Below are 25,581 nucleotides of genomic sequence, written 5' to 3'. Positions count from 1 at the left end.
GCGTCCCCGTCGAGCCATTCCCGCCCGAGGGCGTGAGGCATCCACGGGTGGGCCGCGACCAAGGGTAACCGGCCGGGACGCTCACCCGGTGAGGTGATCCCCAGGCGGGTCGGGACAACGGTGTGTGCCCGCTGCCACCGGGGAGGTTAACCGCCCGAGCCTACCGAAGGTTGCGCGACGATCATCAGGTGGCGTCGCCGGGAGTGGCGGCGCCGAGGCGGGCCAACGCCAACGCCAGGTCACTGACCTGGTCGCCGAGCTGCGCCACCCGCCGCTGGGCCAGGTCCCGGTCGGTCTCGGCGGCCTCGAGTCGTACCGTCAGGGCGGTGCGGTGACCCTCGGCGGTCGCCGCGGCCTGCCGGGCCACGGTCAGCTCGGCGGTGAGCGTGTCGCGCTGGGCGGCCAGGGCCGCCACCTCCGCGCGCAGCCGCGCGGCCAGCTCCGCGGCCTCCTGCCGGGCGTCGTCGGCCTGCCGGGCGGCGACCTCGGCGCGGTCGCGGGCCCGGTCGGCCTGCTCGCGCGCCCGGGCGGCGTCGGCGGCCTCGGTGCGGGTCCGCGCCGCATCGGCGCGGGACTGCTCGATCTGGCGCCGGACGTCCTGCACCTCGGCCTGCCACCGCCCGGCCCGCTCGGTCGCCTCGGCGGCGGCCTGGCTGGCCCGTTCGGCCTCGGCGCGCAGCGCGTCGCGTTCCACGCCCAGGTCGGCCACCCGCTGCCGTTCGGCGTCGCGCTGCGTGCGCAGGTCCCGCACCTCGGCGCGGGCCTGGTCCCGGTCGCGCTCGGCCTGGGCGCGCAGCGCCTCGGCGGCGCTGGCGTCGTGGCGCGCCTGGTCGCGGGCGGCCTCGGCGTGCCGCGCCCGTTCGTCGGCGGCGTCGGCCTGCCGGTGCGCCTGTTCGGCGCGCTGGCGAGCGTCGTCGGCCTCGGCGCGGGCGTCACGGGCCTGCTCACGGGCGCGCGCCGCGTCGGCCGCCGCGGTCTCGGCGTCGTCGCGGGCCTCGTCGCGTTCGGTCTGCGCCGCCGCGATCTCGGTGGCCGCCTCCGCGCGGACCTGCGCGAGCTGCCGCTGCACACCCACCGGGGACAACTCGGCGTGCAGCGACTCGGTCAACGTCTCGACGATCTGGTCGAGTCGGTCCACCGCCTCCCAGGTGCGGGCCACCTGCCCGGGCAGACCGGGGGCGTTGCGGTGCCGCATCCGACTGTTGCGGGAGGCGCGCTGGCAGGCGCCGTCGTTGTCGCGGCAGTAGCGAAACGGTCGACCCGCGCCGACACGCTGCGGCACCGGCGCTCCACAGTGGGCGCACGGGCGGGTCTCGGTGGTGCTGGGCTGGGCGTCCATCGAGGGCGAAGTCTAGTGCCGGCCGATCAGCTCGCCGCCCGGGCCGTCACGTCCAGGGTGTAGCGGCGTTGCAGTAGCAGCGCCGCGAGCATCGCCACCGCCGGCAGCAACCCGAAGCCGTAGCGGACCGCCGCGAGCGCGGCGTCCGGCTGCACCGGCGACTCACCGGCCGTCGAGGCCACGAAACCACCCACGGTCAGGCACAGCGCGTACGCGTACGGGCCCAGGGCCGCGCCGGTGGCCTCGGTGGCCGTCCACACCCCGGTGTAGGTGCCGGCCCCGGTGCTGCCGGCGCTGCCGGCGTTGCTGGCGGCGCGGATCACGTCGGGCAGCATCGAGAACGGCAGCAACTGCATTCCGGCGAACGCCACCCCGAGCACCGCCACCGCGGCGATGAGCACCGGCAGGCCGGCCGGTCGGCCCACCGCCAACACCAGGGAGCCGACCGCGAACGCGCCCTGCGCGCCGAGCAGCGCCCGCTGCTTGCCGACGCGTCGGGCCACCACCAGCCAGGCCGGGGTGACCAGCAGCGCCGGCGCCACGAACGCGGCCACCAGCACCGTGGTCAGGCCGGGGGCGCGCAGCTCGTACTCGGCGTAGTACGGCACTCCGGCGAGCACCAGATGGGTGGTGGTGGACATCGCCAGGTACGCGGCGACCAGCCACCGGAACTGCCTGTCGCGCAGCGCCGTGCGCAACGCCCGCCACCCGCCGTGCCCGGACGCGCTGCTGGCCGGCGCGGACCCGCGCAGCCGGGCGATGCCGGCGACACCGACCAGCATGGCCACCAGCATCCCCGCGGCGAGAACCACGCCCATCCGCTGGTAGCCGCCCCGCGTCGCGGCGTCGCCGCCGGTGAGCAGCGGGGCCAGCAGTCCGGAGACCAGGATGCCGAGGGTCAGCACCACCATCCGGAACGCCATCAGCCGGGTGCGTTCGTGGTAGCCGATGCGCAGGTCGGCCGGGGTGGACAGGTAGGGGACCTGGTAAGTGGCGAAGAGCAGGTTGCCGGCGATGAAGAACACCGCCACCCACGCCGCGGCCGGCGCGCCGGTCAGGCCGCCGGGCACCGCGAAGAGCGCGGCGAACGCGACCGGCAGGGCGCAACCGAGCAGCAGCAGGCGACGACGGTCGCCGCGTCGGGTCTGCTCGACGTCGGCGCGGTGCCCCACCCAGGGGTGCAGCAGCACGTCGGCGATCTTCGGCAGCAGCAGCGCCAGGCCGGCCAGCCACGGCCCGACGGCCAGCACGTCGGTGAGGAAGTAGAGCAGCAGCAGGCCGGGAACTGTCACCCAGACACCCATGCCGAGCGAGCCGGCCGCGAAGCCCGCCAGGGGCCCGCGCGGCAGCGTCGCGTCGGTGGCGACCGCGGGCCGCCGGTCCAGCCCGGTCATCGCCGCATCCTCTCCGCAATCCAACGGTTGCTGGATTCTAGGGGCAGAATGGCGGCCATGACCATGCCCCGCCGCCGCCCGGGTCGGCCCCGCCGCGACGAGACCCGGCCGACCCGCGAGGTGGTGCTCACCGCGGCGACCGCGCTCTTCGCCGAGCGGGGCTTCGACGCCGTCGGGCTGCGGGAGGTCGCCGCCGCCGCCGGGGTCGACGTCGCCACTGTCGCGCACCACACGGGTACGAAGGCAGCGCTCTACGACGCCTGCTTCGCCCGGGTGTTCGCCGCCGAACGGGACGTGCTGACCGAGGCCACCGAGCAGGCCCGCGCCGCTCTCGACGCCGGTCCGGACGCGGCGCGACGGGCCCTGCACGAGCTGGTCGACGTCTTCGTCGACTTCCTGGAGGACCGCCCCGAGACCACCGCGCTGTGGCTGCGCCGCTGGTTGGAACCGCAGCGGCACGCCGAGCTCGACCAGCGCTACGCCGACCCGTTGTACCGGCTGGTCGCGGAGCTGCTCACCGCCGCCGCGGCGACCGGCGCCCTCGCCGAGCCGACCCCGCACATCACCGTGCGCAGTCTGGTGTGGGCGACGCACGGGCACGTGGTGGCGCTGGCCGCGGGCGCGCCCGGCGCTCGGGAACGACGCGAGTTCCGGGCGTTCGTGCACCGCCTGCTCGACGGGCTGTACGGGTCACCGACCCCTTGACGGGCCGCTGCCGCGCGACGATTATCCATCGGACGTTGGATTAATGGGGGCGGCAATGGGCGTACCACAGCGGGTGGCGGTGATCGGGGCCGGCGCCGCCGGGCTCGCCGCGGTCAAGGCACTACGCGACGTCGACGTGCCAACGGTGGGCTTCGAGGCCGCCGAGCAGGTTGGTGGCCTCTGGGTGTACGGGGCACCCGACTCGCCCGCGTACCGCACGCTGCACCTCAACACCAGCCGTGGTCGCACCCAGTTCGCCGACCACCCGATGCCCACCGACTGGCCCGACTACCCCGACCACCGTCGCGTCGCCGGTTACCTCGCCGACTACGCCGCGCGCTTCGGGCTGGCCGACACCATCCGGCTGCGCCACACGGTCGAGCGGGTCACCCAGCATCCCACCGGCACCTGGACGGTGGCCGCCAGCGGCCCGAGCGGCCCGGTCGAGGTCACCGTCGACGCCGTGGTCGTCGCCAACGGGCACAACCGGGTGCCCCGGCTGCCCGACCCCGGCTACCCCGGCACCTGCACCGCTGAGCAGATCCACAGCCACGACTACCGGGGCCCGGAGCAGTTGGCCGGCCGGCGGGTCCTGGTCGTCGGCGGCGGCAACTCCGCGATGGACATCGCCGTCGACGCGTCGTACGCCGCCACCCGCACCCTGCTGTCGCTGCGCCGGGGCGTCTGGGTGGTGCCGAAGTACCTGCTGGGGCGCCCCTCGGACACCCTCAACGGGGCGTTGGCCCGCCGGCTGCCGTGGCGTCTGCGCCAACGCATCAGCCAGACGATGCTGAGCGCCACCGTCGGCAACCCCACCCGCTACGGGCTGCCCGCACCGACGCACGGCTTCCTGCAGGACCACCCGACGCTCTCCGACGGGTTGCTGTCGCGGCTGACCCACGGTGACGTCGAGGCCCGACCCGGTGTCGCCGCCCTCGACGGCGACCGGGTGGAGTTCACCGACGGCCGCAGCGACAGCGTCGATCTGATCATCTGGTGCACCGGCTACCGGGTGGACGTCCCGTTCCTCGACCCGGCGCTGCTCGCCGAAGGCGCCGACACCCTGCCGTTGTACCGGCACGTGTTCCACCCCGACGCCCCCGGGCTGAGCTTCGTCGGGTTGATGCAGTCCACCGGGTCCGCGTTCCCCCTCGTCGAGGCGCAGGCCAAGCTGATCGCGGCGCACCTCGCCGGGCGGTACGCGCTGCCGGACCCGGAGCGACAGCGCGCCGCCTGCCGGGCCGAACTACGGGCCGCGACGGCCCGCTGGGGTCAGCGCCGCCCGGCGATGCGGGTGGACTTCGACGTCTACCTGGCCGAGCTGGCCCGCGAGTTGACCGCCGGGACCCGCCGCGCACGCTCCGGCACGGCGCCCTCGGTGGGGGCACCCCGGTGAGCGGCCGATCCCTGGCCGGTCGGCGGGTGCTGGTCACCGGGGCGAGCGGGACCTTCGGCCGCCACCTCGGCGCCGCGCTGAGCGCGGCCGGCGCCCGGGTGGTGGGGCTCGACCTGCACGCCCGCCCCGACGACGACGTGCCGGTACTGGGCTGCGACCTGACCGACCCGGATGCCGTACCGGCGGCGGTGCGGGCCGCCGTCGACCAGCTCGGCGGGCTCGACCTGCTGATCAACAACGCCGGGGTCGGTGGTCCCGCGCCGGCCGAGTTGCCGCCCGACGAGGTGGTCCGCCGACAACTGGAGGTCAACCTGCTCGCCGCCTGGCGCACCACCGCCGCCGCGCTGCCCCCGTTGCTCACCGCACGCGGGCGGGTGATCTTCGTGGCCAGCCGGATGGCGGTGCTGCCCCTCCCGCTCGCCGCCGCGTACGGGGTGAGCAAACGGGCAGTGGTCGCCTACGCCGACGCGCTGCGCCACGAGGTGGGCACCCACGTCGGGGTGAGCGTCGTCTACCCGAGCATGGTCGCCTCACCGATCCACGACAGCACCGCCGAGGCCGGGCTGTCCCTGCAAGGGGTGTCGCGCCCCGAGCCCGTCGAAGGGGTGGTCGCGGCGATCCTGCGGACCGCCACCGCCCGGCGGGCGCCCCGGGACGTGGCGACCACCGCACGCGGCCGGCTGGAGATGGCCGTCGGCCGGCACGCGCCCGCGCTGGCCGACCGGCTGGTACGCCGTACCCTCGCCGCCCGCCTCGCCGCCGGTGACCTGGACGCCGCGCCGCTGGCCGCCGGGATGCTCGGCCGCCACCGGGGGCGCTGACAGCCCGGGTCAGGGCGTGGCGACGGCCGCGCGCGAGCGGTCGGCGGCGATGCGCACGGCCAACGCCGCGAGCGCGGTGCCGGTCACCCAGCGCTGCACCCGCAACCAGACCGGCCGGCGGGCGAAGAACCCGGCCAGCGAGCCGGCGCTGAGCACGATCAGCGCGTTCACGCTCAGCGCCACGACGATCTGGGTCAGACCGAGCAGCAGGCTCTGCGTGGCCAGATGCCCCCGCGTCGGGTCGATGAACTGCGGTAGCAGCGACACGTAGAGGATCGCGATCTTCGGGTTCAGCAGGTTGGTGACCAGGCCCATGGTGAACAGCCGCCGGGGCGGGTCCGGCGGCAGCGGCGCCGGCCTGAACGGCGAGTGCCCACCCGGACGCAGCGTCCGCCAGGCCAGCCAGAGCAGGTAGCCGGCGCCGGCCAGCTTCACCACCGCGTACAGCGTCGGCACCAGGACGAAGACGGTGGCCAGGCCGGCGACCGCCGCCGCCAGGTAGACGCCGAAGCCGGCGGCCACCCCGAGCAGTGAGACCAGCCCGGCCCTGCGGCCCTGCGCCACCGAGCGGGAGACCAGGTAGACCATGTTCGGGCCGGGCGTGAGCACCAGCCCCAACGCCACCAGCGCGATGCCCAGCAGTGCACCAGTACTCACCACGACGTTTCCCCCCGTTCGGTATTCCCTCACCGACCGTAATCGGGATGAACATCCCAACCCAGGGCCACCTGGCAGGCCGTGGCCTGCGATCCGGGGTGATCCACTCGCGTTCGGTGCGACGGCAGCACCGTTGGCGGGAATGCGCACCGTCGTGGGCGTGCTGACCCCTGGCAAGTGCGTGTCGCCGGCCGGAGGCGGCGCGTTACGGTGGCCAGGGAGGTGCCGCACGGTGACCGAGGCGTGGGAAGCGTCAGTGGAGGCGAAGATCCAGGATGCCGTTCAGCGCGGCGAGTTCGACGACCTGCCCGGCATGGGCAAGCCGATCCCCGGTCGTGGGGCGCCGTATGACGAGGCGTGGTGGATCAAGAGCTTCCTGGAGCGCGAGGCGCTCCCCAGTGACCTGCTCCTGCCCACGTCGCTGCAACTGCGCCGACGCATCGAGCAGGTCCCCGACGAGGTCCGTGACCTGCCCACCGAACAGTCCGTCCGCGACTTCGTGGGGCAGTTGAACGCGCAGATCGTGGCGTGGCTGCGCTTCCCCGACGACGGCCCCCGGGTCGCGGTGCGCCCGGTGAACACCGAGGACGTGGTCCGCCGTTGGCGCGCCGAGCGGGCCCGGCCCGAGCCCACGACGACCGTCACCGAAGCGGCAGCCGTTCTGCCGCCAGCGCGCCGGCCTCGCCGCAGCTGGTGGTGGCCGTGGCGCCGTCGGGGCTGACTCCACGGCCACGGCCACGGCAGACTGTGCCGATGCTGATCGAATCGCGGTCACCCGACCTGCCCTCGACGTCGGGTGTCGCCCTGCGTCAGTGGTGCGCCGACGACCTGGATGAGCTGGTGCAGGCGTACCGGGATCCGGTCCTGCGCCGCTGGACCAGAGCTCCGGTGACCACCGCCGCCGAGGCCCGGCGGTGGCTGGACGGCGCGCTGCGCGACTGGGCCGACGGCCGGCGGTACACCTTCGCCGTCGTCGAAGAGCAGGCCGACGGCGCTCGGCTGGTGGGCAACGTGGTGCTCAAGGGGGTCACACCGGAGCGTTCGGCCCCGGAGGTCGGCTACTGGACGGCGTCGTGGGCACGCGGCCGCGGCGTCGCCCCGCGCGCGGTCACCGCGCTGAGCCGCTGGGCGTTCGACCGGTTCCCCGAGGTGACGCGTCTCGACCTGCTGCACCAGGTGGACAATGTGGCGTCCTGCCGGGTGGCGCAGAAGTGCGGCTTCGTGTTCCAGGAGATGTTGCCGGCCCGGCCGCCCTTCCCGCTCGACGGCCACCGGCACTCGCTGCACGCCGGCTAGCCGGTCGGCGGGCGACCACCCGCCCCTCGACGCTGGTGCGAGTCAGTCGACTGCGGCCCGCCAACTCCAGGACGTGCGCCGGGCACGGCCGGGCAGCTCACCGCGACCGGTCATCCAGAGCAGCACCTCGGGTGCCGCCCCGGCCGGGGCGTCCGGGAAGAGCCGCCGCAGCACCAGCGCGCTCAACCGCTGCGGCGGCTGCCACGGCACACCGAGGCCGAGAGTGATGTCGTGGGTGTGCAGCAGGGTCTCGGCCACGCCCATGGCGGCGAACCCGGCCGGATCGCACGGGCCCCAGTGCCAGGCCCGCGTGTCCGGCGGGGCGGCGTCGACGGCGGCGGCGAGCAGACCGGCGCAGGCCCGCACCACTGTGAGCACCTGCGTCGGGCTCGCGTCGGGGGAGACCCACAGGTCGTACGGCAGGTAGGCGTCATCCGGGCGGCCGGTGACCTGGCCCGCGTACGCGAGGAGGTCGTGCGCGACGTGCGCCGCGGTGGTCCAGCAGCTCCACCTCAGCGAGCCGGCCGGCACCGACCAGTCGCGGTCCCGGTGTGGCAGCAGCACCCGGGTCATCTCCTCGGCCGCCTCCCGCAGGTCGGCGCCGGTCACGGCCGACATTCGCCAACCCACCGGGCAACACCGGGCGTGGAAATCCCGTCATGGGTGAAGAACGTCGAGGCGTGCAAGAATCCATCCTCGCATGTGGCGGGAGGCGAGCGGAATGTTGTCCAACCTGGTGGTGGACACGACGGTACTGCCGCCGGCGGACCGGTTCGAGTTCTGGTACGCCCTGGTCGCCCAGGAGACGGCACCCGTGCACATCACCAGCGCACGGCTGGACGACTTCGTCGCGTACGCCCAGGCCATCGACCTCGGTCGGATCCGGTTGGCCTCGCTGCGGTACCCCTCGCTGCACGCCACCCGGCCCGCCGGGCTGGCCCGCAGAACCGAGACGGACATCTACCAGCTCACGCTGCCACTGACGGGTCGCAGCACCCTGGTCCAGGACCGCACCGAGACCGCGCTCGTCGCCGCCAGCCACTTCACCCTGCTGGACACCGCGCGTCCGCACACCGCCCGGCACCAGGCGGACGGCCCCGGTCTCGCCACGACGATCACCGTGCAGATCCCCTACGCGGCGCTGCCGTTGCCGCCGGATCGGCTCCACTGTCTGCTGGCCAGGCCGATGCCGGCACATCTCGGCGTCGGCGGACTGCTAATTCAGCATCTGCAAAGCATCGTGTCGCACCCGGAGCAGTACGAGCCCAACCAGGCCGAGATGCTGGGCGCCGTGGCGCTGGACCTGCTCACCGCCACGCTCGCCCAACGCCTCGACATCGAGGGCGTCCTGTCGCCGGAGGCACGGCACACCGCGCTGCGGGCCCGCGTGGTCGACTTCATCGACCGCCACCTCGACAGCAACGAGCTCAGCCCGAGTAGCGTCGCCGCCGCCCACCACATCTCGCTGCGGTCGCTGCATCGCCTGTTCGAGGCGGAGGCGACGACGGTTGCCGAACTCATCCGCTCCAAGCGTCTGGAGCAGTGCCGGCGTGATCTCGGCAACCCGCTGCTGCGGCAGCCGGTCCATGTCATAGCCGCCCGCTGGGGTTTTCCGGACCAGGCCCATTTCAGCCGCCTCTTCCGTGCTCACTATGGACGTTCACCGCAGGAGTACCGGACGGGCGTCGCTCGCCAGAACCGGTGACCGCCGCCGACCGCTACCGCCGGCGGTCGGTCGGATCGTTCTCGCCGAAGTCACTGACAGCGGCGCGGATGCTCTCGCCGTAGGGGTCGTCGGGTAGCCGCACCAGGTGTTCGCGGGCTCGGGCGAGGTGCTCCCGGGCCAGGCCGACGTTGCCCAGGCGTCGGTGGCAGTCGGCCAGGTTGAGGTACAGCGACGGCAGGAACGCCTGAACCTGGAGCGAGGGCAGATATTCCTGGGCACGTTCGTCGGTCAGCTCGAACACGGCGGCCAGGGCTCGTTCGTCCCAGGCCAGTTCCGCCTCGGTGGTGTCCTGCAGGTCGGCGAGGTAGTGCGCCAGGGTGCAGCGGTGCAGGGCGTCACCGGTGGTGCCGAGCTCGTCCCACAACGCGGTGAGCAGTTCACGGGCCCGGGCAGGTCCGCCGCTCTGGCCGAGCTGGACGGCCTCGATGATGCGGGTCATGGTCGGGTCGGCGGTCGCTTGGTCGCTCATGTCGCCGATGGTCGGGCCTCGACCCGGTCGAGGGTCAAATCCACGAGGTGTCGAGGAGTTACGTACCTCTGCTCGAATCGTGCATTCCGCCGGCGTCGCTGCTGATCGCGTACGCGTTCGCCGCCGGCGGCGCCTACCTCCTCGCGTTCGGCTCGATCGCGATGTACGTCGCGACCCGTCGAATGATCCGGGCGATGCTGCGCTGACCGGCTCGCGAGCGCGTCAGCGCTGGGCGACGATGGCTTCGAGCACCGAGCGGACCGATGTCGGGCGGTGACCGATGACTGTCTCCAACGTCGGGTCGGTCACGGCGAACTCGCCTTCCCGCGCCGCGCGGTACATGCCGAGAGTGAAGTCGGCCGCCGCCGCGGGCATGCCCCGCTCGATGGAGGACGCCCGCCACTGGTCGTCCTCGGCGACGACACGTTCGACGGTGCGGCCCGTGACGTCGCTGAGGATGGCTGCCACCGCTTCGAGGTCGAGCATCTCCGAGGCGGTCAGCGGTGCCGTGACCCCGTCGAGCAGGCCCTCCTCGGTCAGGGCCGCGGCTGCGGCCTCGGCCAGGTCGGCGTGTGCGGTCCAGGACACCGGGCCGTCCGCCGGTGCCACGAGTCGACCGGTCTCCAGCGCCGTACGGATGGAGAAGCTGAGCGTGCTCGCGTAGAACCCGTTGCGCAGGGCGGTGAAGGGAACCCCCAGCCCGGCGAGGTGCTCCTCGGTTACGGCGTGCGTGGGCTGGGCGGGAAAGAGCGAGTCCCGGGAGGCGGCCTGGTGGCTGGTGTACAGGACCCGTTTGGCTCCCGCGGCGCGGGCGGCGTCGATGGCGGCGCGGTTGGCGACGAGCGCGCCGGGGCCGCGGATGGCGGCGGAGACGACGAGGACCTTGTCGGCACCCTCGAAGGCGCGCCCCAGCGTCGCCGGGTCGGTGAAGTCTCCGGCGCGCACCCGCACCCCACGCTCGGCGAGGCCCGCGGCTCTGTCGACGTCGCGCACGCTCACGCCGACGGCGTCGGGTGGCAGCCGGTCGAGCAGCCGGTCGACGATCTGGGACCCCAGCTGACCAGTGGCACCGGTGACGACGATCATGATGAACACTCCTTGTTATCTGCGTTACGCTAAGAACGTTAGCAGCGATAATTCGCGGATAACAAGTCGCTGTTAGCATCGGTTCATGGTCACGACGCAGGACACCCGCGACGACGTCCGTGCGGGCATCGTCTCGGCAGCGACCCAACTGCTGCGCGAGAAGGGCGCCAACGCGGTGACGACGCGCGCCGTCGCCCAGGCCGCTGGCGTGCAGGCGCCGACCATCTATCGCCTGTTCGGCGACAAGGACGGCCTCATCGACGCGGTCGCCGAGCACGTCATGGCCACCTACGTCAGCGGCAAATCGGCCGCAGTGGACGTCGCGACGGGCGACCCCGTCGCGGACCTGCGCTCCGGATGGCGCGCACACGTGGAGTTCGGCCTGACAAACCCCGAGCTGTACGCGCTGCTCGCCGCGCGGGGGAGCGGAGCGCCCTCGCCGGCAACGGTCGCCGGCCTCGACGTGCTCCGTCGCCGCGTCCGGCGACTCGCCGAGGCCGGCCTCCTCCGGGTCGACGAGCAGCGCGCGCTCCTGATGATCCACTCTGCGGGCAACGGAACCATCCTCACCCTGCTGGGAATGCCCGCCGACCAGCGCGACCTCGGCCTGGGTGAGGCCATGCTCGATGCCGTGCTCACCAGCATCCTGGCGACAGCTCCGGCGACACCCGACACCACCACGAGCGCGGTCGCGGTGACCTTCGCGACGGTGCTGCCCGACCTCCCGGGGCTCACCGATGCCGAACGTGCGCTGATGGCCGAGTGGCTGCGCCGGTCACTGGCCCACCCGACGCCGTGATCACCTGGCCGGAAAGCAGTCGACGGGAGCAGGCCGGGGGAGATAGCTTTCAGCTGACCGCGACACCGCCCGAGGAGGTGAGACCCATGAACGTTGTAGCGATGTGGGTGCTCCCCCTTGCCGTCACGGTCGGGCGATTGACGTAGGTGTCGCCGGGAGCGCCTTGCCAACACGGCACTCCCGAGAGGCAACACCTATGTACCCTCCGCAATTCACCGCCGAGCCGCCGTCGACCGACCCGGTCGAGCCCCACTCCACCGTGGGCGACGTCCGCCCATCGTCGTCGGCCCCCGGCACCGACAGCGCGCCCCGCACGTACGACGTGATCATCGCCGGGTGCGGGCCGACCGGTGCGATGCTCGCAGCCGAACTGCGGTTGCACGACGTGCGAGTCCTCATCGTGGAGAAGGCGACCGAGCCGACGTCGGCCGTCCGCATCGTCGGCCTGCACATCCGCAGTCTGGAGCTGATGGCGATGCGCGGGCTGCTGGAACGCATCCTCCCGCACGGGCGGCAGCGTCCGGCCAGCGCCTTCTTCGCCGCCATCGCCAAGCCCGCGCCCAAGGGCCTGGATTCCCGGTACGCCTATCTGTTGGGCATCGCGCAGCCGGTCATCGAGCGTCTGCTCGAAGAGCACGCCATCGAACTGGGCGCGCAGGTCCGGCGCGATCGGGCGGTCGCCGGTTTCAAGCAGGACGACGAGGGTGTGACAGTCGAGCTGGCCGACGGGGAACAGTTGCGCTCGCGCTACCTCGTTGGCTGCGACGGCGGGCGCAGCACTGTGCGCAAACTGCTCGGCGTCGGCTTTCCCGGCGAGCCCGCCCGGACCGAGAGCCTGATGGGCGAGATGGAAGTCGGCGTCCCGCCGGAGGGGATCGCCGCCACGGTGGCCGAGATCCGCGAGACCCATCAGCGGTTCTGGCTCCGGCCCGCGGGCGTCGGGGTCTACAGCGTCCTGGTCCCCGCCGCCGGGGTCAGCGACCGCGCCGAACCGCCCACCCTCGACGACTTCAAACACCAGTTGCGCGCCATCGCCGGGACCGACTTCGGTGTGCACTCCCCGCGGTGGTTGTCCCGCTTCGGCGATGCCACCCGGCTGGCCGACAGTTATCGGGTCGGGCGGGTGCTGCTGGCCGGCGACGCGGCGCACATCCATCCGCCCATCGGCGGACAGGGCCTCAACCTGGGCGTCCAGGACGCATTCAACCTCGGCTGGAAACTGGCCGCTCGGATCCGCGGCTGGGCGCCGGAGGCACTGCTGGATACCTACCAGGCCGAACGCCGTCCGGTCGCCGAGGCGGTGCTGGACAACACCCGAGCCCAGACGGAGCTGCTGTCCACCGAACCGGGCGCACAGGCGGTGCGCAGGCTGCTCACCGAGTTGATGGACTTCGACGAGGTGAACCTCCATCTGCTGAAGAAGACCACCGCAATCGGCATCCGCTATGACTTCGGCGCCGGCCCCGACCTGCTCGGCCGCCGCCTGCCCGACGTGGATATCAAACAGGGCCACCTCTACGGTCTGCTGCACCGCGGCCGCGCTCTGCTGCTGGACCGCACCGAGCGCCTCACGGTTGGCGGCTGGTCAGACCGGGTGGACTACCTCGCGGATTCGACTGCGGCGCTGGACGTTCCGGGTGTCCTGCTGCGCCCCGACGGCCACGTCGCCTGGATCGGCGACGACCAGCAGGACCTGGACGACCACCTCTCCCGCTGGTTCGGCGAGCCCGTCCACTGATCTCAGGGGCGGCGGCCTCGACATCAAGGTTGAGTACCGCCCCAGACCAACTATCAGGGACCGGGCTCGGGGCAACCCAAAGCGTCACCCCGAGCCGGTCCCTGATGATGTGCGGCTGGACGCGCCGGTGACGGTTCATGACGCAGCCCGGCAGTCAGGTGCGGTTGAACCGCCAACGGGTCGCGGTCAGCCCGTCCGTGCCATAGCCGAAAGCACGGACGGGGGAGACCTCGTAAAAGGCATACTGGGGCGATCCCGGCAGACTGTCGTCATAGACTTGGCCGTCCCTGATGGCGAACGTCCAGCCGTACTTCGTTGCGAATGCGGCGGCCACCCGGCGCAGCGCCGTGCCGCCCGACACCTGGTGAGCTACACCGCTCACCACCAGGTCGAGGTCTTCCCCGCTCACTGTGATGACAGCGCGGGGATTGCCGGCCAGGTTTCGGCTCTTGCGGGAGTTCGGGCGGCTCGCAATGCACGGCGCCCCATCCACCAGCACCAACATCACCGGCGCGGCGTGTGGACGGCCATTCGGTTCCACCGTGGACAGCCAACACTTGGGCGCCGACTCCAGACAGGACAATGCCTGGCTCCATGGCTTGAGTGTCGCCACGTCGGTGTTGAAGGGTGTCGCATCTTCCTGCTGGAAGAGCAGCTCAGCGACTGGCGTGTCGACTGTCATGACGGGTCCTTGGTCGTGTCGTACTCGTCGTGCAGCCGCCACCACTGGTAGGGCTGGGTCTGCGGCCAGCCTTCCGGCGAGTCCTCCCAGGTCTCCTGTCTGCCGTATGGCGTCAGATCGAGAAAGGACCAGTTACTGCCGAGCCGTTCCACGCCCCGGGCCGTGGTGGTGTAGGTGCGGAAGATCCGGTCGTCGGCGCGGAGGAAGACGTTCAGCGCGAATCCGTCGCCGGTTCCCATGTCGGCGTTGAAGCTGTTGTTCAGCGACGAGTACCAGGGCAGGGTCCAACCCATTCGCCGCCGCAGCGCCAGCAGGTCGTCCAGTGGGCCATGGGACGTCAACGCCAGGGTGACGTCGCGGGCGTTGAGGTGGGCAGGGTGCCCGACGTTGTCGGTGAACATCGAGCAGCCGGAGCAGACCGCGTCGACGCCGTGCCACATGAAGGTGTACACGATGAGTTGGCGGCGGCCTTGGAACAGGTCGGTCAGACTGGCAGGCCCGGACGGGCCCTCGAACACGTAGTCCTGCTCGACTGGCGTCATCGGTAGCCGGCGACGCGCCGCGGCCACTGCGTCGAGCTGGCGGGTGAGTGCCTTTTCGTGGACTCGCAAGGTGTTCACTGCGTCTTGCCAGTCCCCGGTCGGGACGATCGGCGGATGGTTCATGCGGGCCTCTTTCGGCTTCATACGCGTGTGGAGGGGGCACAGACCAGTCCGTTCCTTAAGGAGATGGACCGATGTGACGCTAACAGAGTCAGTTCCTTGAAGGAACCACCGTGCGTATCGTGGCGTCATGCAGCGAACGCAATTCGGCGCCATGGCGTGCTCGATCGCCCGCACCCTCGACGTCATCGGTGAGCCGTGGTCGCCGCTGATCTTGCGGGACGTCTACGCCGGCACGCACCGCTTCGAGCAACTCCAGCGGGGCCTCGGCATGTCCCGCAAAGTGCTCGCCGAGCGGCTGAACTGGCTGGTCGAACAGGGAGTCCTGGCCCGGCGTGAGTATTCCGCCCGGCCGGTCCGGCACGAATATCTGCTCACCGACAAGGGCAGGGAGCTATGTGATCTGCTGCTTGTCATGGTGCGGTGGGGTGACCGGTGGACGGCGGGCGAGGCCGGCCCGCCGGTGCTGTACCGCCACCACGCCTGCGGCAAGATCAGTCATGTGGAACTGCGGTGCTCGGAGTGCGAACAGCCCATGCGGGCAACGGACATCGACCTCTTGCCCGGGCCCGGAGCCCACCCGAGATCTTGACCATCGGATCGGTTGGCTTACTGGTTGTGGCCGGCGATCGATCGCGGCACGTTCGGTGAGAGTCGGATGTGTTGACGGTTGGCCCCCAGGCCCCGGCGCTCGCACCGAACGGGCGCTTGTTCTGCTACGTCTCGCTCCCCTCAGCCGGACCGGTGACCACCACGACGAGGACACCGACCGTGCCCGCGAGCGGGACGACGCCATCGTCGTCGGCGAGCGTGAACCACGTGCCCGGATGCGCCTGCTCAACTCACCTTCGGTGAACTCGACCGTGGTCACATTCCCGCTCGGCCCAAACCGATCAATCGGGTTTGATGTATCTTCGTGGTCATGGGGCCGCCGAGTCACACCGCGCCGCCGTTCGTCCGGCTGGCCGCACACCCACTGCGCTGGCAACTGCTGACCGAACTCGCCCGCAGTGACCTGCGGGTCCGCGAACTGGTCAGCCTTCTGGCCCAGCCGCAGAACCTTGTCTCCTACCACCTGCGGCTGCTGCGCGACGGCGGCTTGGTCACCGCCACCCGCAGCAGCTTCGACGGTCGCGACAGCTACTACCACCTCGACCTCGACAGCTGCGCCCACGCGCTGGCAGGCACCGGTGCCGCTCTGCACCCCGCCCTGCAGTTGGGCAGCACTCCACCGGTCCCGCCGGTCCACCCGCCGCGAACCGTGCTGTTCGTGTGCACGGGCAACAGCGCACGTTCCCCCATCGCCGAAGCCCAGCTCCGACGCCACACCGCCGGCCATGTGCAGGTGAGCAGCGCAGGAACCCGCCCCCGACCGCAACTACATCCCCATGCCGTGCGGGTGCTGCGCGACCGCTTCGGCGTCGACGTCGCGAGCCGGCGCCCGCGGCACCTGGACACGCTCACCGGCCGTCGTTTCAACTACGTGATCACCCTGTGCGACAAGGCCCGAGAAGTCTGCCCCGACTTCGGTAACCCGTCCGGTCAGCTGCACTGGAGCATCCCCGACCCCGCCGCAGCCGGCACCCGGGACGACTACCCCGCCTTCTTGCAGGTTGCTGCCGACATCGACACCCGCGTGCGGCATCTGCTACCCGTCCTCGCCACCGATCCCCAGGAGACCAGAGCGTGAGCACACCTGAGCAATACGTCAGCGTCCGCTACCTCGTCGATGATGTTGACGCCGCCGTCGACTTCTACACCACCCACCTCGATTTTCACCTCAAGTCCAGCGCGGCCCCCGCCTTCGCCGACGTGGTCCGCGGCCCGCTACGACTGCTGCTGTCCGGACCCGCCAGCTCCGGTGCCCGCGCCACCCCGAACGACGCCACCAGCCCCGGCCGCAACCGCATCCACCTCATCGTCGACGACCTGGACACCGAGATCGACCGGCTCCGCGACGCCGGCCTGGCGTTCCGCAGCGAACTGGTCTCTGGGCCCGGCGGCCGTCAGATCCTGCTCGCCGACCCCGCCGGCAACCTCATCGAACTTTTCCAACCCGTCCGCGAAGCCACCCCCGCCAACACCTAAAACCAGTCGCACTTCGCCGCCGCGCAGCCCGCCAAGGCAGAGCCGATGTTCCTCAGCGCCAACTCCGCCGCAGCCAGCCGCTCATGCACGGGATCCCGCGCATCCAACGCACGCCGTGCGGGGCCAATGGGGTCACTGGTGGCCCAAGGCGACATCCCGGCTCAACTGATCGGCGTGCGCGGTGATCCACCTAGCGTCGCGTCGGTAGAGCGCGACATGACTGCGAATGTTTTCCTGTCCCTGATCAGCCCGGGCCTCGGTGAAGGCGGCGAGGTCGTGTAGTCGATGGACCGCGGCCTGGAGGACGTGAGCAGGGTCTTGCCCCGAGCCGTAGGCATCGCAGAGTATGCGCAGCCGACGTACCCGCTCGCCCAGGTCACTGTCGATTGCGTCGCCGTTGTCGGGATGGGCCAGCGGCACCAGCCGGTAGGCAAGGTAGGCCAGATCCCACGATCGGGGACCGGGCGACGCCGTGTCCCAGTCGATGACGCCGGTGAGCCGCCGGTCGGTGAAGACCATGTTGTACGGCGCAAAGTCGTTGTGACAGACGACCTCAGCTGGCTGCCGTACCGGGAACTGCCAAACTCCGCCGGCGGTGTCGAAGCCGGCGCTGGCCTGGTGAAGTTGTGCGAGGTAGACACCCGCATCGGTGAGGACGCCATCGCTCCAGATCCAGTCCGGCAACGGGTACTGCGGCACGATGCCCGGCAGGTACGAGACGCTGTCGCGTCCGTGCTCATCGATCCCGAGCGGTTGCGGAGCCCAGGTGACGCCACGCTCACGTAGATGTCTGAGCAGGCGTTGAATCGTCGGGCTCCAGGTTCCGGCACCTCGCCGAACAGTGGCACCAACACGAGTTGCACCCCCCATGTTGCCGCCCGGTAGCGCTTCCTCCTGCTCGTCGACCGCGTTCGCACTGTGGTCGTTCATGCAGACATCCTCAGCGCATGACGGCCGCAAAGCCACCGCGTTCCTGGGACAGGTTGACGCGGGGACCGAGGCCCAGTGCAGCTAATTACTAGATTGCCATTAACGATAATCCGCTAATTACCTGGGACAAAAGGTACACAACGTACAGGCACCATAATGACAGTTCTTGTGCGTAAGGAATCAGGATGTTGTGTTGACGACCCCGCGCGGCTCTGGCGGCCAGCTCACGTGCCGACTCATCCGCTCCGAACGGAGGCGGTGGCGTGACCGCCACGGGAAACTGACCGCCGCGATCCTGCTGGAGTGGTGTACTGCTCAGCGAACTCGGCACCCGAGACGGCGCCGTACGCACTCAGTCCACCTGCCGCCCGTAAGCCGCCCGTGCGGCGGCAACCTCTGCGGCCTGGCGGACGCGCCACCTTCTCTGGGCCTCGCTGTTGCACACACGACACACCTTGCGGTAGCGGCCACTCGCGGGATCGATTTCACGCTCGTGCCCGTGGCGGCAGCGCGGCTGCTGGGTGCGGTTGCGGCAGTTTTCGGCGTGTGTCACCTGCTGCAGATGAGTTGGTTCGATGCAGTCCGGCACGCCGCAAAGGTGGTGCACGTCCAAATTCGGGTCGTAGTCACCCACGAAGACAACGTAGGCCGTGATGTGGGCCCAAGCCCTCCCGGCGACCTTCTGGTACACGCCCCGCTGGCTACCGTAGCCGCAGACAATCAGGCAGCCGTCGTCCCGACGAACCGAACGATCGATGAGGTGCGCCCGCAGAGTCTCCTCCGTGAAATGTCGGGACAAGCCCTTCACCTGCGACAGCATCTCATCAGGCTAGGTCAGTGCTCCGACACCTTCGACCTGCTGGTACCCGCTCCGGCGGGCGCCCTGCCCTGAGCAGGTGCGCGGCGACGGAGTGGATGCCGTAGACGTCAACTGTTGACTGCGAACCGGTCGAGGGCTCGAAGGACGTGCTCACGCGTCTCGGCGGTGCCGAGATGCCCCGCGTTCTCGACAACGATCAACTCCGCACCGGGCCAGGCGCGGTGCAGTTCCCACGCCGTCTGCAGCGGCCCACCCAGGTCGAGTCGACCATGGATAAGGACACCTGGGACGCCGGCCAGCCGACCGGCATCGTGCAGCAGTACGCCTTCCTCCAGCCACGCCCCGTGAGAGAAGTAGTGCGCGCAGATTCTCACAAAGGCCAGCCGGGCAGCGGTAGGGCGGTCGCCGTACGGATTTGATGCGCCGCCGGTCTCGCCAGACAGCACCGCGTCCTCCCAGGCGCACCAATCGGCAGTGGCCTTCTCCCGCACGGCGGGGTCAGGATGTTCCATGAGGCCGGCGTAGGCCGCGAAGACGTCACCGTCGGGTGGTGTGCCGGCCCCTGCACGCGCGGATCAGCATCGAGCGAGGCAGATGCTGGCAAGCGGAGCACTGGATCGGCGCCGTGCGCACCCAGACGATCGCGCTCGCCTGCCACCGTCTGGGTCTCCCCACCAGCTTCGCCAAGGGCGCCCACCTACTACCCGCCGACATCAGCGGGCCGCTCGAAACGACCCTGGTCCGCTCCACCGACGAAACCGAGTTACGTCGCGCGCTCCTGGCCGCCGCAACGGCCCTGGCCGCGGAGCTCACTCGTACGGACCCGAACCTGGCCGGTCGACTACGCCCGATTCTCACCGAACTCGCCACCACCACATGACGCCCTGAAGCAGCGACCCGCGCGCCCGTCGGCGTCACCGACCTGCACGTGTGTCGGTGACGCCCACGGGCTTCTCAGGCGCGGATGCGGTAGTGGAGGTGGACGACGCCGCTGCTGAGTCGGCGACTGTCCAGTAGCTCCAGACCGAGGCGGGTGCCGCTGGGCAGCCCGGGCTTGCCCCCGCCGGTGAGGATGGGATGGATCAGCAGGTGACACTCGTCGACCAGCCCGGCCTGGAATGCCTGCGTCGCGAGGTGTGCGCCCCCGATGGTGAGGTCACTGGTGGCCGAGGCTTTCATGGCGCGTACCGAGGCAGGGTCGAAGCTCCGTTCGAGCCGGGTCTTGGCGGTCGAGGTCGCGTCCAGCGACGTGGAGTAGACGACCTTGTCCGCTGCCTGCCAGACGTCGGCGAAGTCGGCAGTGAGCTTCGAATGTGCGGCCAGGGCAGGATCGGTCTCCCAGAGCGACATCGACTCGTACAGGCGTCGGCCGTAGAGGTAGGTGCCCATGGGCCGAACCAGGTCGGTGATGAACGCGAGGTAATCGTCGCTGGGTGGGGTCCAGTCGAATCTGCCGTGTTCGTCCTCGATGTAACCGTCGAGGGACACGTTGGTCACGTAGATCAGCTTGGCCATGGGGCTACACCTCGACGTCGACTGCGACGGGGTGAGAATTCCGCAGTGTGGCGTCCAGTTTGGAGAAGGCCTCGTTCCAACCCTGGTCGGCGGGGCCAACCACCCGCCCCGGGAGCCACTGACGGATCTCGAGTCGCGTCCGTCCATCGGCCTCGTCGTGGAACTCGACCCGCATCCTTGTCTCGTGCGGCTCAATGCCCTCCGGCAGCTGCCCGGTGACGTGCGCGACGCCGTCGAGCAGTTCACCGTCCACAACATCGGTGAGGTCGACGTGGACGGCGACTCGAAGACCGGGTTGGGCCGGGAAGACCTCGGTCCACCGCTGGTGGCCGCCAGGCCGGACGTCGAAGTCCATCTCGTCGCGGGGCAGTGAGTTGCCGATCGGTCCCCACCATGCGGCCAGGTGGTCCGGGTCGGTGAAAGCTCGGTAGACCAGCTCCCGTGGCGCGTCCACCACGCGTGAGATGACGATCTGCGGCTCGTCGCTGTCCATCAATTCTCCTTGTCGTGAGCCTTGCCCGGTGATTCGCTGTCGGGAATCGCCGGGCCGTGGGCCGTTCGGTCCGTTGGGCGACCAGCTGCCTGCACGGCCGCAAGGTGGGCGTCGAGGCGGGTGAGGGAGGTGTCCCAGAACCGCCGGTAGCGCTCGATCCACTCGGCCGCTTCGCGCAGCGGGGCGGCCTCGATGCGACTCATCCGCAACTTCCCCGACCGGGTGCGGGAGATGAGCCCAGCGCGCTCAAGCGCCTTCAGATGCCGCGACACCGCCGGCATCGAGATCGGGAGCGGAGCGGTGAGTTCGGTGACCGTGGCGTCGCGGTCGGCCAGCTCGGCGAGGATCGCCCGTCGAGTCGGGTCGGCGAGCGCCGAGAACACCGCGCTGAGTTGATCGCTGCCTGACACCAGAGCCTCCAGTCACTTAACCAACACGTTAAATGTAGTGCCGGATGAACGCGTGTCAACACGCCGAGCATCGCGGGCAGACACGGCGCATCGAAGCCTCGATCTGGTGCCCGGCGTCCGGTGGCGGTCATGGGTGACGGCGAAGGTCACCGAGCTGGTTCGGGCCAAGCCGGCCGCACGGCGTTGACCATCGGGTAGTCCCGGCCTACGCGCTTGCGCGCTAACCCCAGGGCGGTAGCCAGACCTCGATGTCGGGTGCCTGCACTCGCCGGGAGGCGAGGTAGTCGCGCAGTGCCCGCAGCGCGGGATGCGGGTTGTCGTCGCGCCAGATGAGTGACATGGGATAGATGGGCGCCGGGTCGCGCACCGGTACGCGCCGCAGGTCGTAGCTGTCCGGCCACAGATACCGGGTGCGAACGCCCGCGAGGGTCGCCAGCTCCGCGGAGTCGGCGATCTCGGCCAGCAGCGCCTCGTTGCCGAAGACCGGCCCGACCAGGTCGATGGTGAGGCCGAACGCGGCAGCGAGTTCATCGTAGTAGTCGGCCCATTCGGTGCCCGGGGCCATGCCGGGCATCCAGATGCGGTGCTCGGCGAGTTGTGCGGGCGTGACGGTGCGGGCGTTGGCCAGGGCGTGGCGTGGGCCGACGAGCAACTCGTGGTGCTCGTCGATCACGCGGGTGGTTCTGATCGCAGCGGGCAGGTGGCGCGCGGCGACGGTGACGGCGTGGAAGGTGGCGTCGACAGTCCCCGCCTCGACGGCGGCCATCGCGGCGTGGACGTCGGCGTCGAGGGTGACGACGTCGAGTTCGATGCGGGGATGCGCGCGGTGGAAGTCCTGGAGCAGCACCGCCGGGGCGATCCGGCGGCTGTGCACGTCGACGCGCAGTGCCCGTCGGCCGGGGCGTACGGAGGCGTCGGCGCGCGCCTCGGCCCGGAGCAGTTCGCGGGCGTGCGGCAGAAAGGTCTGACCGTCGACGGTGAGGTGGGTGCCGCGCGCGGTGCGGGTGAACAGCCGTACCCCGAGGTCCTTCTCCAGTGCGGCGATGCGCTTGGAGACGGCCTGCTGGGTGATCGACAGCGCGGCGGCGGCGTCCTGGAACTGGCCGGCGTCGACGGCGGCGACGAAGGTGCGGACGGCGTCGAGGTTCACCCGACGAACCCTACTGACACAACCTCTGGTTGTGCCGCGCCGCTCACGCGGTTGTTTGATCCCGGGTGAACGGCGTTGCTTTGATCCTCACGGTCAACGCTGAGTTGTTGGGGGCGGGAGGTGTGGGCTTGTCCGCGAGACGATCCCTGGGGCGGCGGTTCGGCTGGTTGTGGGCGTCGTACGCGGTCAGTGCCTACGGCTCGGGGCTGGGCTTCGGGGCGTTGCCGTTGATCGCCGTGCTGGTGTTGCAGGCCAGCCCCGCTCAGGTGTCGGTGTTGGCCGCGCTGGCGCCGGCGGTGGGCGCGCTGATCGCGTTGCCGATCGGGCCGTGGGTGGAGTTCCACCGCAAGCGGCGGGTGATGATCGCCATGGACCTGGCCCGGTTCGCGGTCCTGCTGACCATTCCCGTCGCGTACGCGCTGGGCCGGCTCAGCTTCGGGCAGTTGCTGGTCGTCTCGGCCGTGCTCGCCACCGCCAAGATCGCCTTCAACGCCGCCAGCGGCGCCTTCCTCAAGGCCCTCGTGCGTCCGGACGACCTGCTGGTGGCGAACGCGCGGTTCGAGTCGACGGCCTGGAGTTCGATCGCGCTCGGGCCACCACTGGGCGGCGCAGCGGTGGGACTTTTCGGGCCCGTCGTCACCGTCGTGGCCGACGCGCTCAGCTACCTGCTCTCCGCGCTGGGCCTCACCGCCATTCGCGGCCCCGAAGACCACCCCCGGCGCACCGGCGCCGGCCGGGTACGGGCCGATGAGCTGCTTGACGGCTGGCGGCACCTGCTGACCCACCCCGGCCTGCGGGCGCTCTACCTCAACCAGTTGCTCGTCGGCGGACTGATCATGGCTACCGAGCCGCTGTTGGCCGTGCTCCTGCTCGGCGAGCTGGGCTTTGCGCCCTGGCAGTACGGCCTCGCCTTCGCCGTGCCCTGTATCGGCGGGCTCATCGGGTCACGCCTGGCCCGTCGGGTGGTGGCACGCTACGGCCAACACCGGATCATCCGCACCGTGGGCACGCTGCGCGCGATCTGGCTGATCGGCCTCGCCGTCGTCCAGCCCGGCGTGGTCGGTCTCGCCACGGTGATCGCCGTCGAGTTCGCGATCATCATCAGCATGAGCCTGTACAACCCAGTGCTCGCCACCTACCGCCTTCAACAGACTCCGAAGGATCGCATCGTCCGCACCCTCTCTGCCTGGTCGATCGGCAGCAGCGCGGCCATCGCCACCCTCAGCGCGCTCGGTGGGCTGCTCGCGCAGGCCACCAGCCCCCGCACGGCGATCGCGGTCGCCGGGCTGGTGATCCTCGCGAGCCCGCTGCTGCTACCCCGACGCCCGGACGCCGATCGGCCGGCACCGGAGCGCCCCGCGCGGGTCTCTACGATCGCGTGATGTTCCAGCCGGCCTACCCGATCCGCACCGCACGGCTCGTCCTGCGCCCGGTCACTATCGACGACCTCGACGACGTGTACGCGTTTCAGCGCCGACCCGACGTCGTGCGCTGGATGCTCGGCGCGGAGCCGCGTACCCGTGAGCAGTCGCGGGTATCGGTGCTCGCCATGGCGGGTGAGGACGCTTGGCGCGCGGAGGGTGACTGCCTGACAATGGCCGCGCTCACCGACGCCCGGGTGATCGGGATCGTGGAGTTGGTGTGGCGCAGCCAGCTCGACCGTACCGCCGAGCTCGGGTTCGTCTTCCACCCCGACCACGGCGGTCGCGGGTTGGCCACGGAGGCCGCCACCGCGGTGCTGGACTGGGGTTTCACCGAGTTCGGACTGCACCGGGTCTACGGCCGGTGCCACGGTCGCAACACCGCGTCGGCCGGACTGATGGCGCGACTCGGCATGCGGCAGGAGGCCCGCCATGTCGAGAGTTACCTGTTCCAGGGAGAGTGGGCCGACCAGCTCGTCTTCGCGATCCTGGCGAGGGAGTGGCGGGCCGGGACCCGCACCTCACAGGGTGGGATGCGCCAGTAACCGGCCGTGCGCCGGCTGATCGGTGAAGCCGTGCCCGCGCGTCGCGGCGGCGGTCGATCGCCGCCGCGAGACGCGGGGTGTGCCTGCTCAGGCCCGGCGCGCGAGCCACTCGCGGTAGGCGGTGGGCGCGATGACGGCGTCGTCGCCTGCGATGAGGACATCGCCGGACATGGCGGCGAACATGCCGGCGCCGTTGTCGGTGGTGACGGTGCGCTGGTCACCGCGGGCGGCGAGGGTGATCCGCCCCAGCTCGTCGAGGGCGAAGACATCCGGCCCGGCGACGTTGCGGATGCCCTGCAATGGCGCGCCCATGCTGACCTCGGCGACGGCCTGCGCCACGTCGGCGGCGGCCATCGGCTGCACCGGCGTGCTGGGCAGGCGGACGGTGGTGTCGTCGGCCGTCCAGGACAGGATCGCCTCGACGAACTCGAAGAACTGGGTGGCGCGGACGATCGAGTACGGAATCGGACCGGCCGTGAGGATCTCCTCCTGGAGGGTCTTGGCGCGGTAGTAGTCCAGGTCGGGCACCTGGTCGACGCCGACGATGGAGAGGATCACCGCGTGGCCGACGCCCGCGCGAGCGGCTGCGGCCAGCAGGTTGTCCATGGTCGTCTGGAAGAAGGCGGGCGAGGCCTCGTCGAAGGTCGGCGAGTTCGTCAGGTTGACGACGACCTCGGCGCCGGCGAGCCCGTCGGACAGGCCCTGCCCGGTGAGCAGGTCCACCCCGGTGGACGGCGAGAGCGGCACCGCCTCGTGCCCCGCGGCCTGCAGGATCTTGACGACCTGCGACCCGATGAGGCCGGTCCCGCCCAGTACGGCGATCTTCATGCCATGCACCTTCCCGTGAGTGTGTGGCCCGACCGCTGAGGTTCAGCGGATACTCGGACCCTTCCTGTCCGAGAACTATACTCGGACACAACAAGTCCGAGTAGCGGGGTGACTAGGGTGACGTCATGAAGATGTCCGGCGGGGTCGAGTGGGCGCTGCACTGCTGCGTGGTGCTCACCGCCAGCCACACGCCCGTTCCGGCGGTCAAGCTGGCGGAACTGCACGACGTCTCCAGCAGCTACCTCGCCAAGCAGCTCCAGGCGCTCGCCCGCGCCGGCCTGATCCACTCCGTGCAGGGCAAGTCCGGCGGGTACGTGCTGACCCGCGCACCGGAGAGCATCACCCTGCTCGACGTGGTCCGGGCCATCGACGGTCCCGGCCCGGCCTTCGTCTGCACCGAGATCCGCCAGCGCGGCCCGTTCGCGACGCCGGCCGACGCCTGCACCACGCCGTGCCCGGTGGCCCGCGCGATGTGGGCGGCCGAGGACGCGTGGCGCCAGGCGCTCGCCGCGGTCACGATCGCCCATCTCGCCCGCGACGTCGACGCCACCTCCGGCCCCGAGGCCCTGGTCGGGATCCAGGCCTGGCTGACCGGCGGAGCCAGCTGACCC

General features: G+C 70.9%; 32 protein-coding genes. 16 read left to right on the top strand and 16 right to left on the bottom strand.

Annotation, left to right across the window (positions count from 1 at the left end; all coding sequences use genetic code 11):
* Positions 1-184: 184 nt before the first annotated feature.
* Together ACIA47_RS00605 and ACIA47_RS00600 are read right to left on the bottom strand one after the other, a co-directional pair.
* On the bottom strand, positions 185-1,339 hold the full coding sequence (locus tag ACIA47_RS00605; RefSeq protein WP_396704223.1) for a hypothetical protein: 1,155 nt from the start codon (positions 1,337-1,339) through the stop codon (positions 185-187).
* A gap of 26 nt (positions 1,340-1,365) precedes the next feature.
* Entirely contained in the window at positions 1,366-2,733 is a 1,368-nt protein-coding gene (locus ACIA47_RS00600; protein WP_396704221.1) for an MFS transporter, read from the bottom strand.
* Positions 2,734-2,790: 57 nt separating this feature from the next.
* Here ACIA47_RS00600 and ACIA47_RS00595 point away from each other — a divergent pair, with 57 nt between their 5' ends.
* Genes ACIA47_RS00595 through ACIA47_RS00585 form a run of 3 tightly spaced genes read left to right on the top strand, consistent with a single transcriptional unit; the run spans position 2,791 to position 5,655 of the window.
* Complete coding sequence (locus ACIA47_RS00595; RefSeq protein ID WP_396704219.1) at positions 2,791-3,438, top strand: TetR/AcrR family transcriptional regulator; 648 nt, start codon at positions 2,791-2,793, stop codon at positions 3,436-3,438.
* Between the two features lie 55 nt (positions 3,439-3,493).
* Entirely contained in the window at positions 3,494-4,834 is a 1,341-nt protein-coding gene (locus ACIA47_RS00590) for a flavin-containing monooxygenase (RefSeq protein WP_396704217.1), read from the top strand.
* Positions 4,831-5,655: an SDR family NAD(P)-dependent oxidoreductase gene (locus ACIA47_RS00585; RefSeq protein WP_396704215.1), complete on the top strand. Its 825-nt coding sequence runs from the start codon at positions 4,831-4,833 to the stop codon at positions 5,653-5,655. The genes ACIA47_RS00590 and ACIA47_RS00585 overlap by 4 nt, the downstream gene beginning before the upstream one ends.
* Before the next feature lie 9 nt (positions 5,656-5,664).
* Here the strand turns inward: ACIA47_RS00585 and ACIA47_RS00580 are convergent, their stop codons facing one another.
* Positions 5,665-6,315 (bottom strand): LysE family translocator, encoded by a 651-nt coding sequence (locus ACIA47_RS00580; protein WP_091398236.1) that lies wholly within the window; start codon positions 6,313-6,315, stop codon positions 5,665-5,667.
* A 229-nt stretch (positions 6,316-6,544) separates the two neighbouring features.
* Between ACIA47_RS00580 and ACIA47_RS00575 the strand changes: the two genes are divergently transcribed.
* Positions 6,545-7,033 (top strand): DUF1992 domain-containing protein, encoded by a 489-nt coding sequence (locus tag ACIA47_RS00575; RefSeq protein ID WP_396704213.1) that lies wholly within the window; start codon positions 6,545-6,547, stop codon positions 7,031-7,033.
* A 32-nt stretch (positions 7,034-7,065) separates the two neighbouring features.
* On the top strand, positions 7,066-7,608 hold the full coding sequence (locus tag ACIA47_RS00570) for a GNAT family N-acetyltransferase (RefSeq protein ID WP_203121397.1): 543 nt from the start codon (positions 7,066-7,068) through the stop codon (positions 7,606-7,608).
* 42 nt (positions 7,609-7,650) lie between these two features.
* Here the strand turns inward: ACIA47_RS00570 and ACIA47_RS00565 are convergent, their stop codons facing one another.
* Positions 7,651-8,226: a maleylpyruvate isomerase N-terminal domain-containing protein gene (locus ACIA47_RS00565; protein WP_396704210.1), complete on the bottom strand. Its 576-nt coding sequence runs from the start codon at positions 8,224-8,226 to the stop codon at positions 7,651-7,653.
* Positions 8,227-8,308: 82 nt separating this feature from the next.
* On the opposite strand from ACIA47_RS00565, the gene ACIA47_RS00560 reads away from it, so the two are divergent.
* Positions 8,309-9,313, top strand: coding sequence for a helix-turn-helix domain-containing protein (locus tag ACIA47_RS00560; protein WP_396704208.1), 1,005 nt, complete (start codon positions 8,309-8,311; stop codon positions 9,311-9,313).
* Between the two features lie 13 nt (positions 9,314-9,326).
* Here the strand turns inward: ACIA47_RS00560 and ACIA47_RS00555 are convergent, their stop codons facing one another.
* The gene (locus ACIA47_RS00555) at positions 9,327-9,803 is read right to left on the bottom strand and encodes a hypothetical protein (RefSeq protein WP_396704206.1); all 477 of its coding nucleotides are present in this window, start codon (positions 9,801-9,803) and stop codon (positions 9,327-9,329) included.
* 47 nt (positions 9,804-9,850) lie between these two features.
* Between ACIA47_RS00555 and ACIA47_RS00550 the strand changes: the two genes are divergently transcribed.
* Positions 9,851-10,009: a hypothetical protein gene (locus ACIA47_RS00550; protein WP_203121391.1), complete on the top strand. Its 159-nt coding sequence runs from the start codon at positions 9,851-9,853 to the stop codon at positions 10,007-10,009.
* A 16-nt stretch (positions 10,010-10,025) separates the two neighbouring features.
* On the opposite strand, the gene ACIA47_RS00545 is transcribed toward ACIA47_RS00550, so the two are convergent.
* Positions 10,026-10,889: an NmrA family NAD(P)-binding protein gene (locus tag ACIA47_RS00545; RefSeq protein WP_396704204.1), complete on the bottom strand. Its 864-nt coding sequence runs from the start codon at positions 10,887-10,889 to the stop codon at positions 10,026-10,028.
* 85 nt (positions 10,890-10,974) lie between these two features.
* Between ACIA47_RS00545 and ACIA47_RS00540 the strand changes: the two genes are divergently transcribed.
* A complete protein-coding gene (locus ACIA47_RS00540; protein WP_396704202.1) occupies positions 10,975-11,688 on the top strand; it encodes a TetR/AcrR family transcriptional regulator in 714 nt (237 codons plus the stop codon).
* A gap of 355 nt (positions 11,689-12,043) precedes the next feature.
* On the top strand, positions 12,044-13,426 hold the full coding sequence (locus ACIA47_RS00535; protein WP_396705311.1) for an FAD-dependent monooxygenase: 1,383 nt from the start codon (positions 12,044-12,046) through the stop codon (positions 13,424-13,426).
* 154 nt (positions 13,427-13,580) lie between these two features.
* Here ACIA47_RS00535 and ACIA47_RS00530 read toward each other — a convergent pair whose 3' ends face one another.
* Together ACIA47_RS00530 and ACIA47_RS00525 are read right to left on the bottom strand one after the other, a co-directional pair.
* The gene (locus ACIA47_RS00530; RefSeq protein ID WP_396704200.1) at positions 13,581-14,108 is read right to left on the bottom strand and encodes a pyridoxamine 5'-phosphate oxidase family protein; all 528 of its coding nucleotides are present in this window, start codon (positions 14,106-14,108) and stop codon (positions 13,581-13,583) included.
* The gene (locus tag ACIA47_RS00525) at positions 14,105-14,773 is read right to left on the bottom strand and encodes a DUF899 domain-containing protein (protein WP_203121383.1); all 669 of its coding nucleotides are present in this window, start codon (positions 14,771-14,773) and stop codon (positions 14,105-14,107) included. The genes ACIA47_RS00530 and ACIA47_RS00525 overlap by 4 nt, the downstream gene beginning before the upstream one ends.
* A gap of 127 nt (positions 14,774-14,900) precedes the next feature.
* On the opposite strand from ACIA47_RS00525, the gene ACIA47_RS00520 reads away from it, so the two are divergent.
* The 3 genes from ACIA47_RS00520 (at position 14,901) to ACIA47_RS00510 (ending at position 16,858) form a co-directional block, all read left to right on the top strand.
* The gene (locus ACIA47_RS00520; protein ID WP_396704197.1) at positions 14,901-15,362 is read left to right on the top strand and encodes a winged helix-turn-helix transcriptional regulator; all 462 of its coding nucleotides are present in this window, start codon (positions 14,901-14,903) and stop codon (positions 15,360-15,362) included.
* A gap of 330 nt (positions 15,363-15,692) precedes the next feature.
* Positions 15,693-16,460 (top strand): ArsR family transcriptional regulator, encoded by a 768-nt coding sequence (locus ACIA47_RS00515; RefSeq protein WP_396704195.1) that lies wholly within the window; start codon positions 15,693-15,695, stop codon positions 16,458-16,460.
* Positions 16,457-16,858, top strand: a complete 402-nt coding sequence (locus ACIA47_RS00510; protein ID WP_396704193.1) for a VOC family protein — start codon at positions 16,457-16,459, stop codon at positions 16,856-16,858. The genes ACIA47_RS00515 and ACIA47_RS00510 overlap by 4 nt, the downstream gene beginning before the upstream one ends.
* A gap of 132 nt (positions 16,859-16,990) precedes the next feature.
* Here the strand turns inward: ACIA47_RS00510 and ACIA47_RS00505 are convergent, their stop codons facing one another.
* The 3 genes from ACIA47_RS00505 to ACIA47_RS00495 all read right to left on the bottom strand — a co-directional run bounded on the left by ACIA47_RS00505 (position 16,991) and on the right by ACIA47_RS00495 (position 19,120).
* Entirely contained in the window at positions 16,991-17,788 is a 798-nt protein-coding gene (locus tag ACIA47_RS00505) for an aminoglycoside phosphotransferase family protein (protein ID WP_203121378.1), read from the bottom strand.
* A gap of 352 nt (positions 17,789-18,140) precedes the next feature.
* On the bottom strand, positions 18,141-18,608 hold the full coding sequence (locus ACIA47_RS00500) for an HNH endonuclease (RefSeq protein WP_203121377.1): 468 nt from the start codon (positions 18,606-18,608) through the stop codon (positions 18,141-18,143).
* 107 nt (positions 18,609-18,715) lie between these two features.
* On the bottom strand, positions 18,716-19,120 hold the full coding sequence (locus ACIA47_RS00495; protein WP_396704191.1) for a hypothetical protein: 405 nt from the start codon (positions 19,118-19,120) through the stop codon (positions 18,716-18,718).
* Between the two features lie 113 nt (positions 19,121-19,233).
* Here ACIA47_RS00495 and ACIA47_RS00490 point away from each other — a divergent pair, with 113 nt between their 5' ends.
* A complete protein-coding gene (locus ACIA47_RS00490) occupies positions 19,234-19,488 on the top strand; it encodes a hypothetical protein (RefSeq protein WP_203121375.1) in 255 nt (84 codons plus the stop codon).
* Between the two features lie 74 nt (positions 19,489-19,562).
* On the opposite strand, the gene ACIA47_RS00485 is transcribed toward ACIA47_RS00490, so the two are convergent.
* The 4 genes from ACIA47_RS00485 to ACIA47_RS00470 all read right to left on the bottom strand — a co-directional run bounded on the left by ACIA47_RS00485 (position 19,563) and on the right by ACIA47_RS00470 (position 22,176).
* Entirely contained in the window at positions 19,563-20,123 is a 561-nt protein-coding gene (locus tag ACIA47_RS00485) for a dihydrofolate reductase family protein (protein ID WP_396704189.1), read from the bottom strand.
* A gap of 4 nt (positions 20,124-20,127) precedes the next feature.
* On the bottom strand, positions 20,128-20,616 hold the full coding sequence (locus ACIA47_RS00480) for an SRPBCC domain-containing protein (protein WP_396704187.1): 489 nt from the start codon (positions 20,614-20,616) through the stop codon (positions 20,128-20,130).
* Entirely contained in the window at positions 20,616-21,026 is a 411-nt protein-coding gene (locus ACIA47_RS00475; RefSeq protein ID WP_203121374.1) for a metalloregulator ArsR/SmtB family transcription factor, read from the bottom strand. The genes ACIA47_RS00480 and ACIA47_RS00475 overlap by 1 nt, the downstream gene beginning before the upstream one ends.
* A 220-nt stretch (positions 21,027-21,246) precedes the next feature.
* Positions 21,247-22,176, bottom strand: a complete 930-nt coding sequence (locus ACIA47_RS00470; protein WP_203121373.1) for a LysR family transcriptional regulator — start codon at positions 22,174-22,176, stop codon at positions 21,247-21,249.
* A gap of 128 nt (positions 22,177-22,304) precedes the next feature.
* Between ACIA47_RS00470 and ACIA47_RS00465 the strand changes: the two genes are divergently transcribed.
* Both ACIA47_RS00465 and ACIA47_RS00460 read left to right on the top strand, forming a co-directional pair.
* On the top strand, positions 22,305-23,558 hold the full coding sequence (locus ACIA47_RS00465; protein ID WP_396704184.1) for an MFS transporter: 1,254 nt from the start codon (positions 22,305-22,307) through the stop codon (positions 23,556-23,558).
* Positions 23,558-24,142: a GNAT family N-acetyltransferase gene (locus tag ACIA47_RS00460; protein WP_396704182.1), complete on the top strand. Its 585-nt coding sequence runs from the start codon at positions 23,558-23,560 to the stop codon at positions 24,140-24,142. Before ACIA47_RS00465 ends, ACIA47_RS00460 begins: the two co-directional genes overlap by 1 nt.
* A gap of 87 nt (positions 24,143-24,229) precedes the next feature.
* Here ACIA47_RS00460 and ACIA47_RS00455 read toward each other — a convergent pair whose 3' ends face one another.
* A complete protein-coding gene (locus tag ACIA47_RS00455; RefSeq protein WP_396704180.1) occupies positions 24,230-24,970 on the bottom strand; it encodes an SDR family oxidoreductase in 741 nt (246 codons plus the stop codon).
* Positions 24,971-25,095: 125 nt separating this feature from the next.
* On the opposite strand from ACIA47_RS00455, the gene ACIA47_RS00450 reads away from it, so the two are divergent.
* Positions 25,096-25,578 carry an RrF2 family transcriptional regulator gene (locus tag ACIA47_RS00450; RefSeq protein WP_396704178.1) on the top strand — a complete coding sequence of 161 codons (483 nt, stop codon included), beginning with the start codon at positions 25,096-25,098 and terminating at the stop codon, positions 25,576-25,578.
* Positions 25,579-25,581: the final 3 nt, after the last annotated feature.

Source organism: Micromonospora sp. NPDC051227 (genome assembly GCF_044455385.1).
Taxonomy (GTDB): domain Bacteria; phylum Actinomycetota; class Actinomycetes; order Mycobacteriales; family Micromonosporaceae; genus Micromonospora.
The sequence above is the reverse complement of the archived record's forward strand: the minus strand, read 5'-3'. Positions and strand labels throughout refer to the sequence as shown.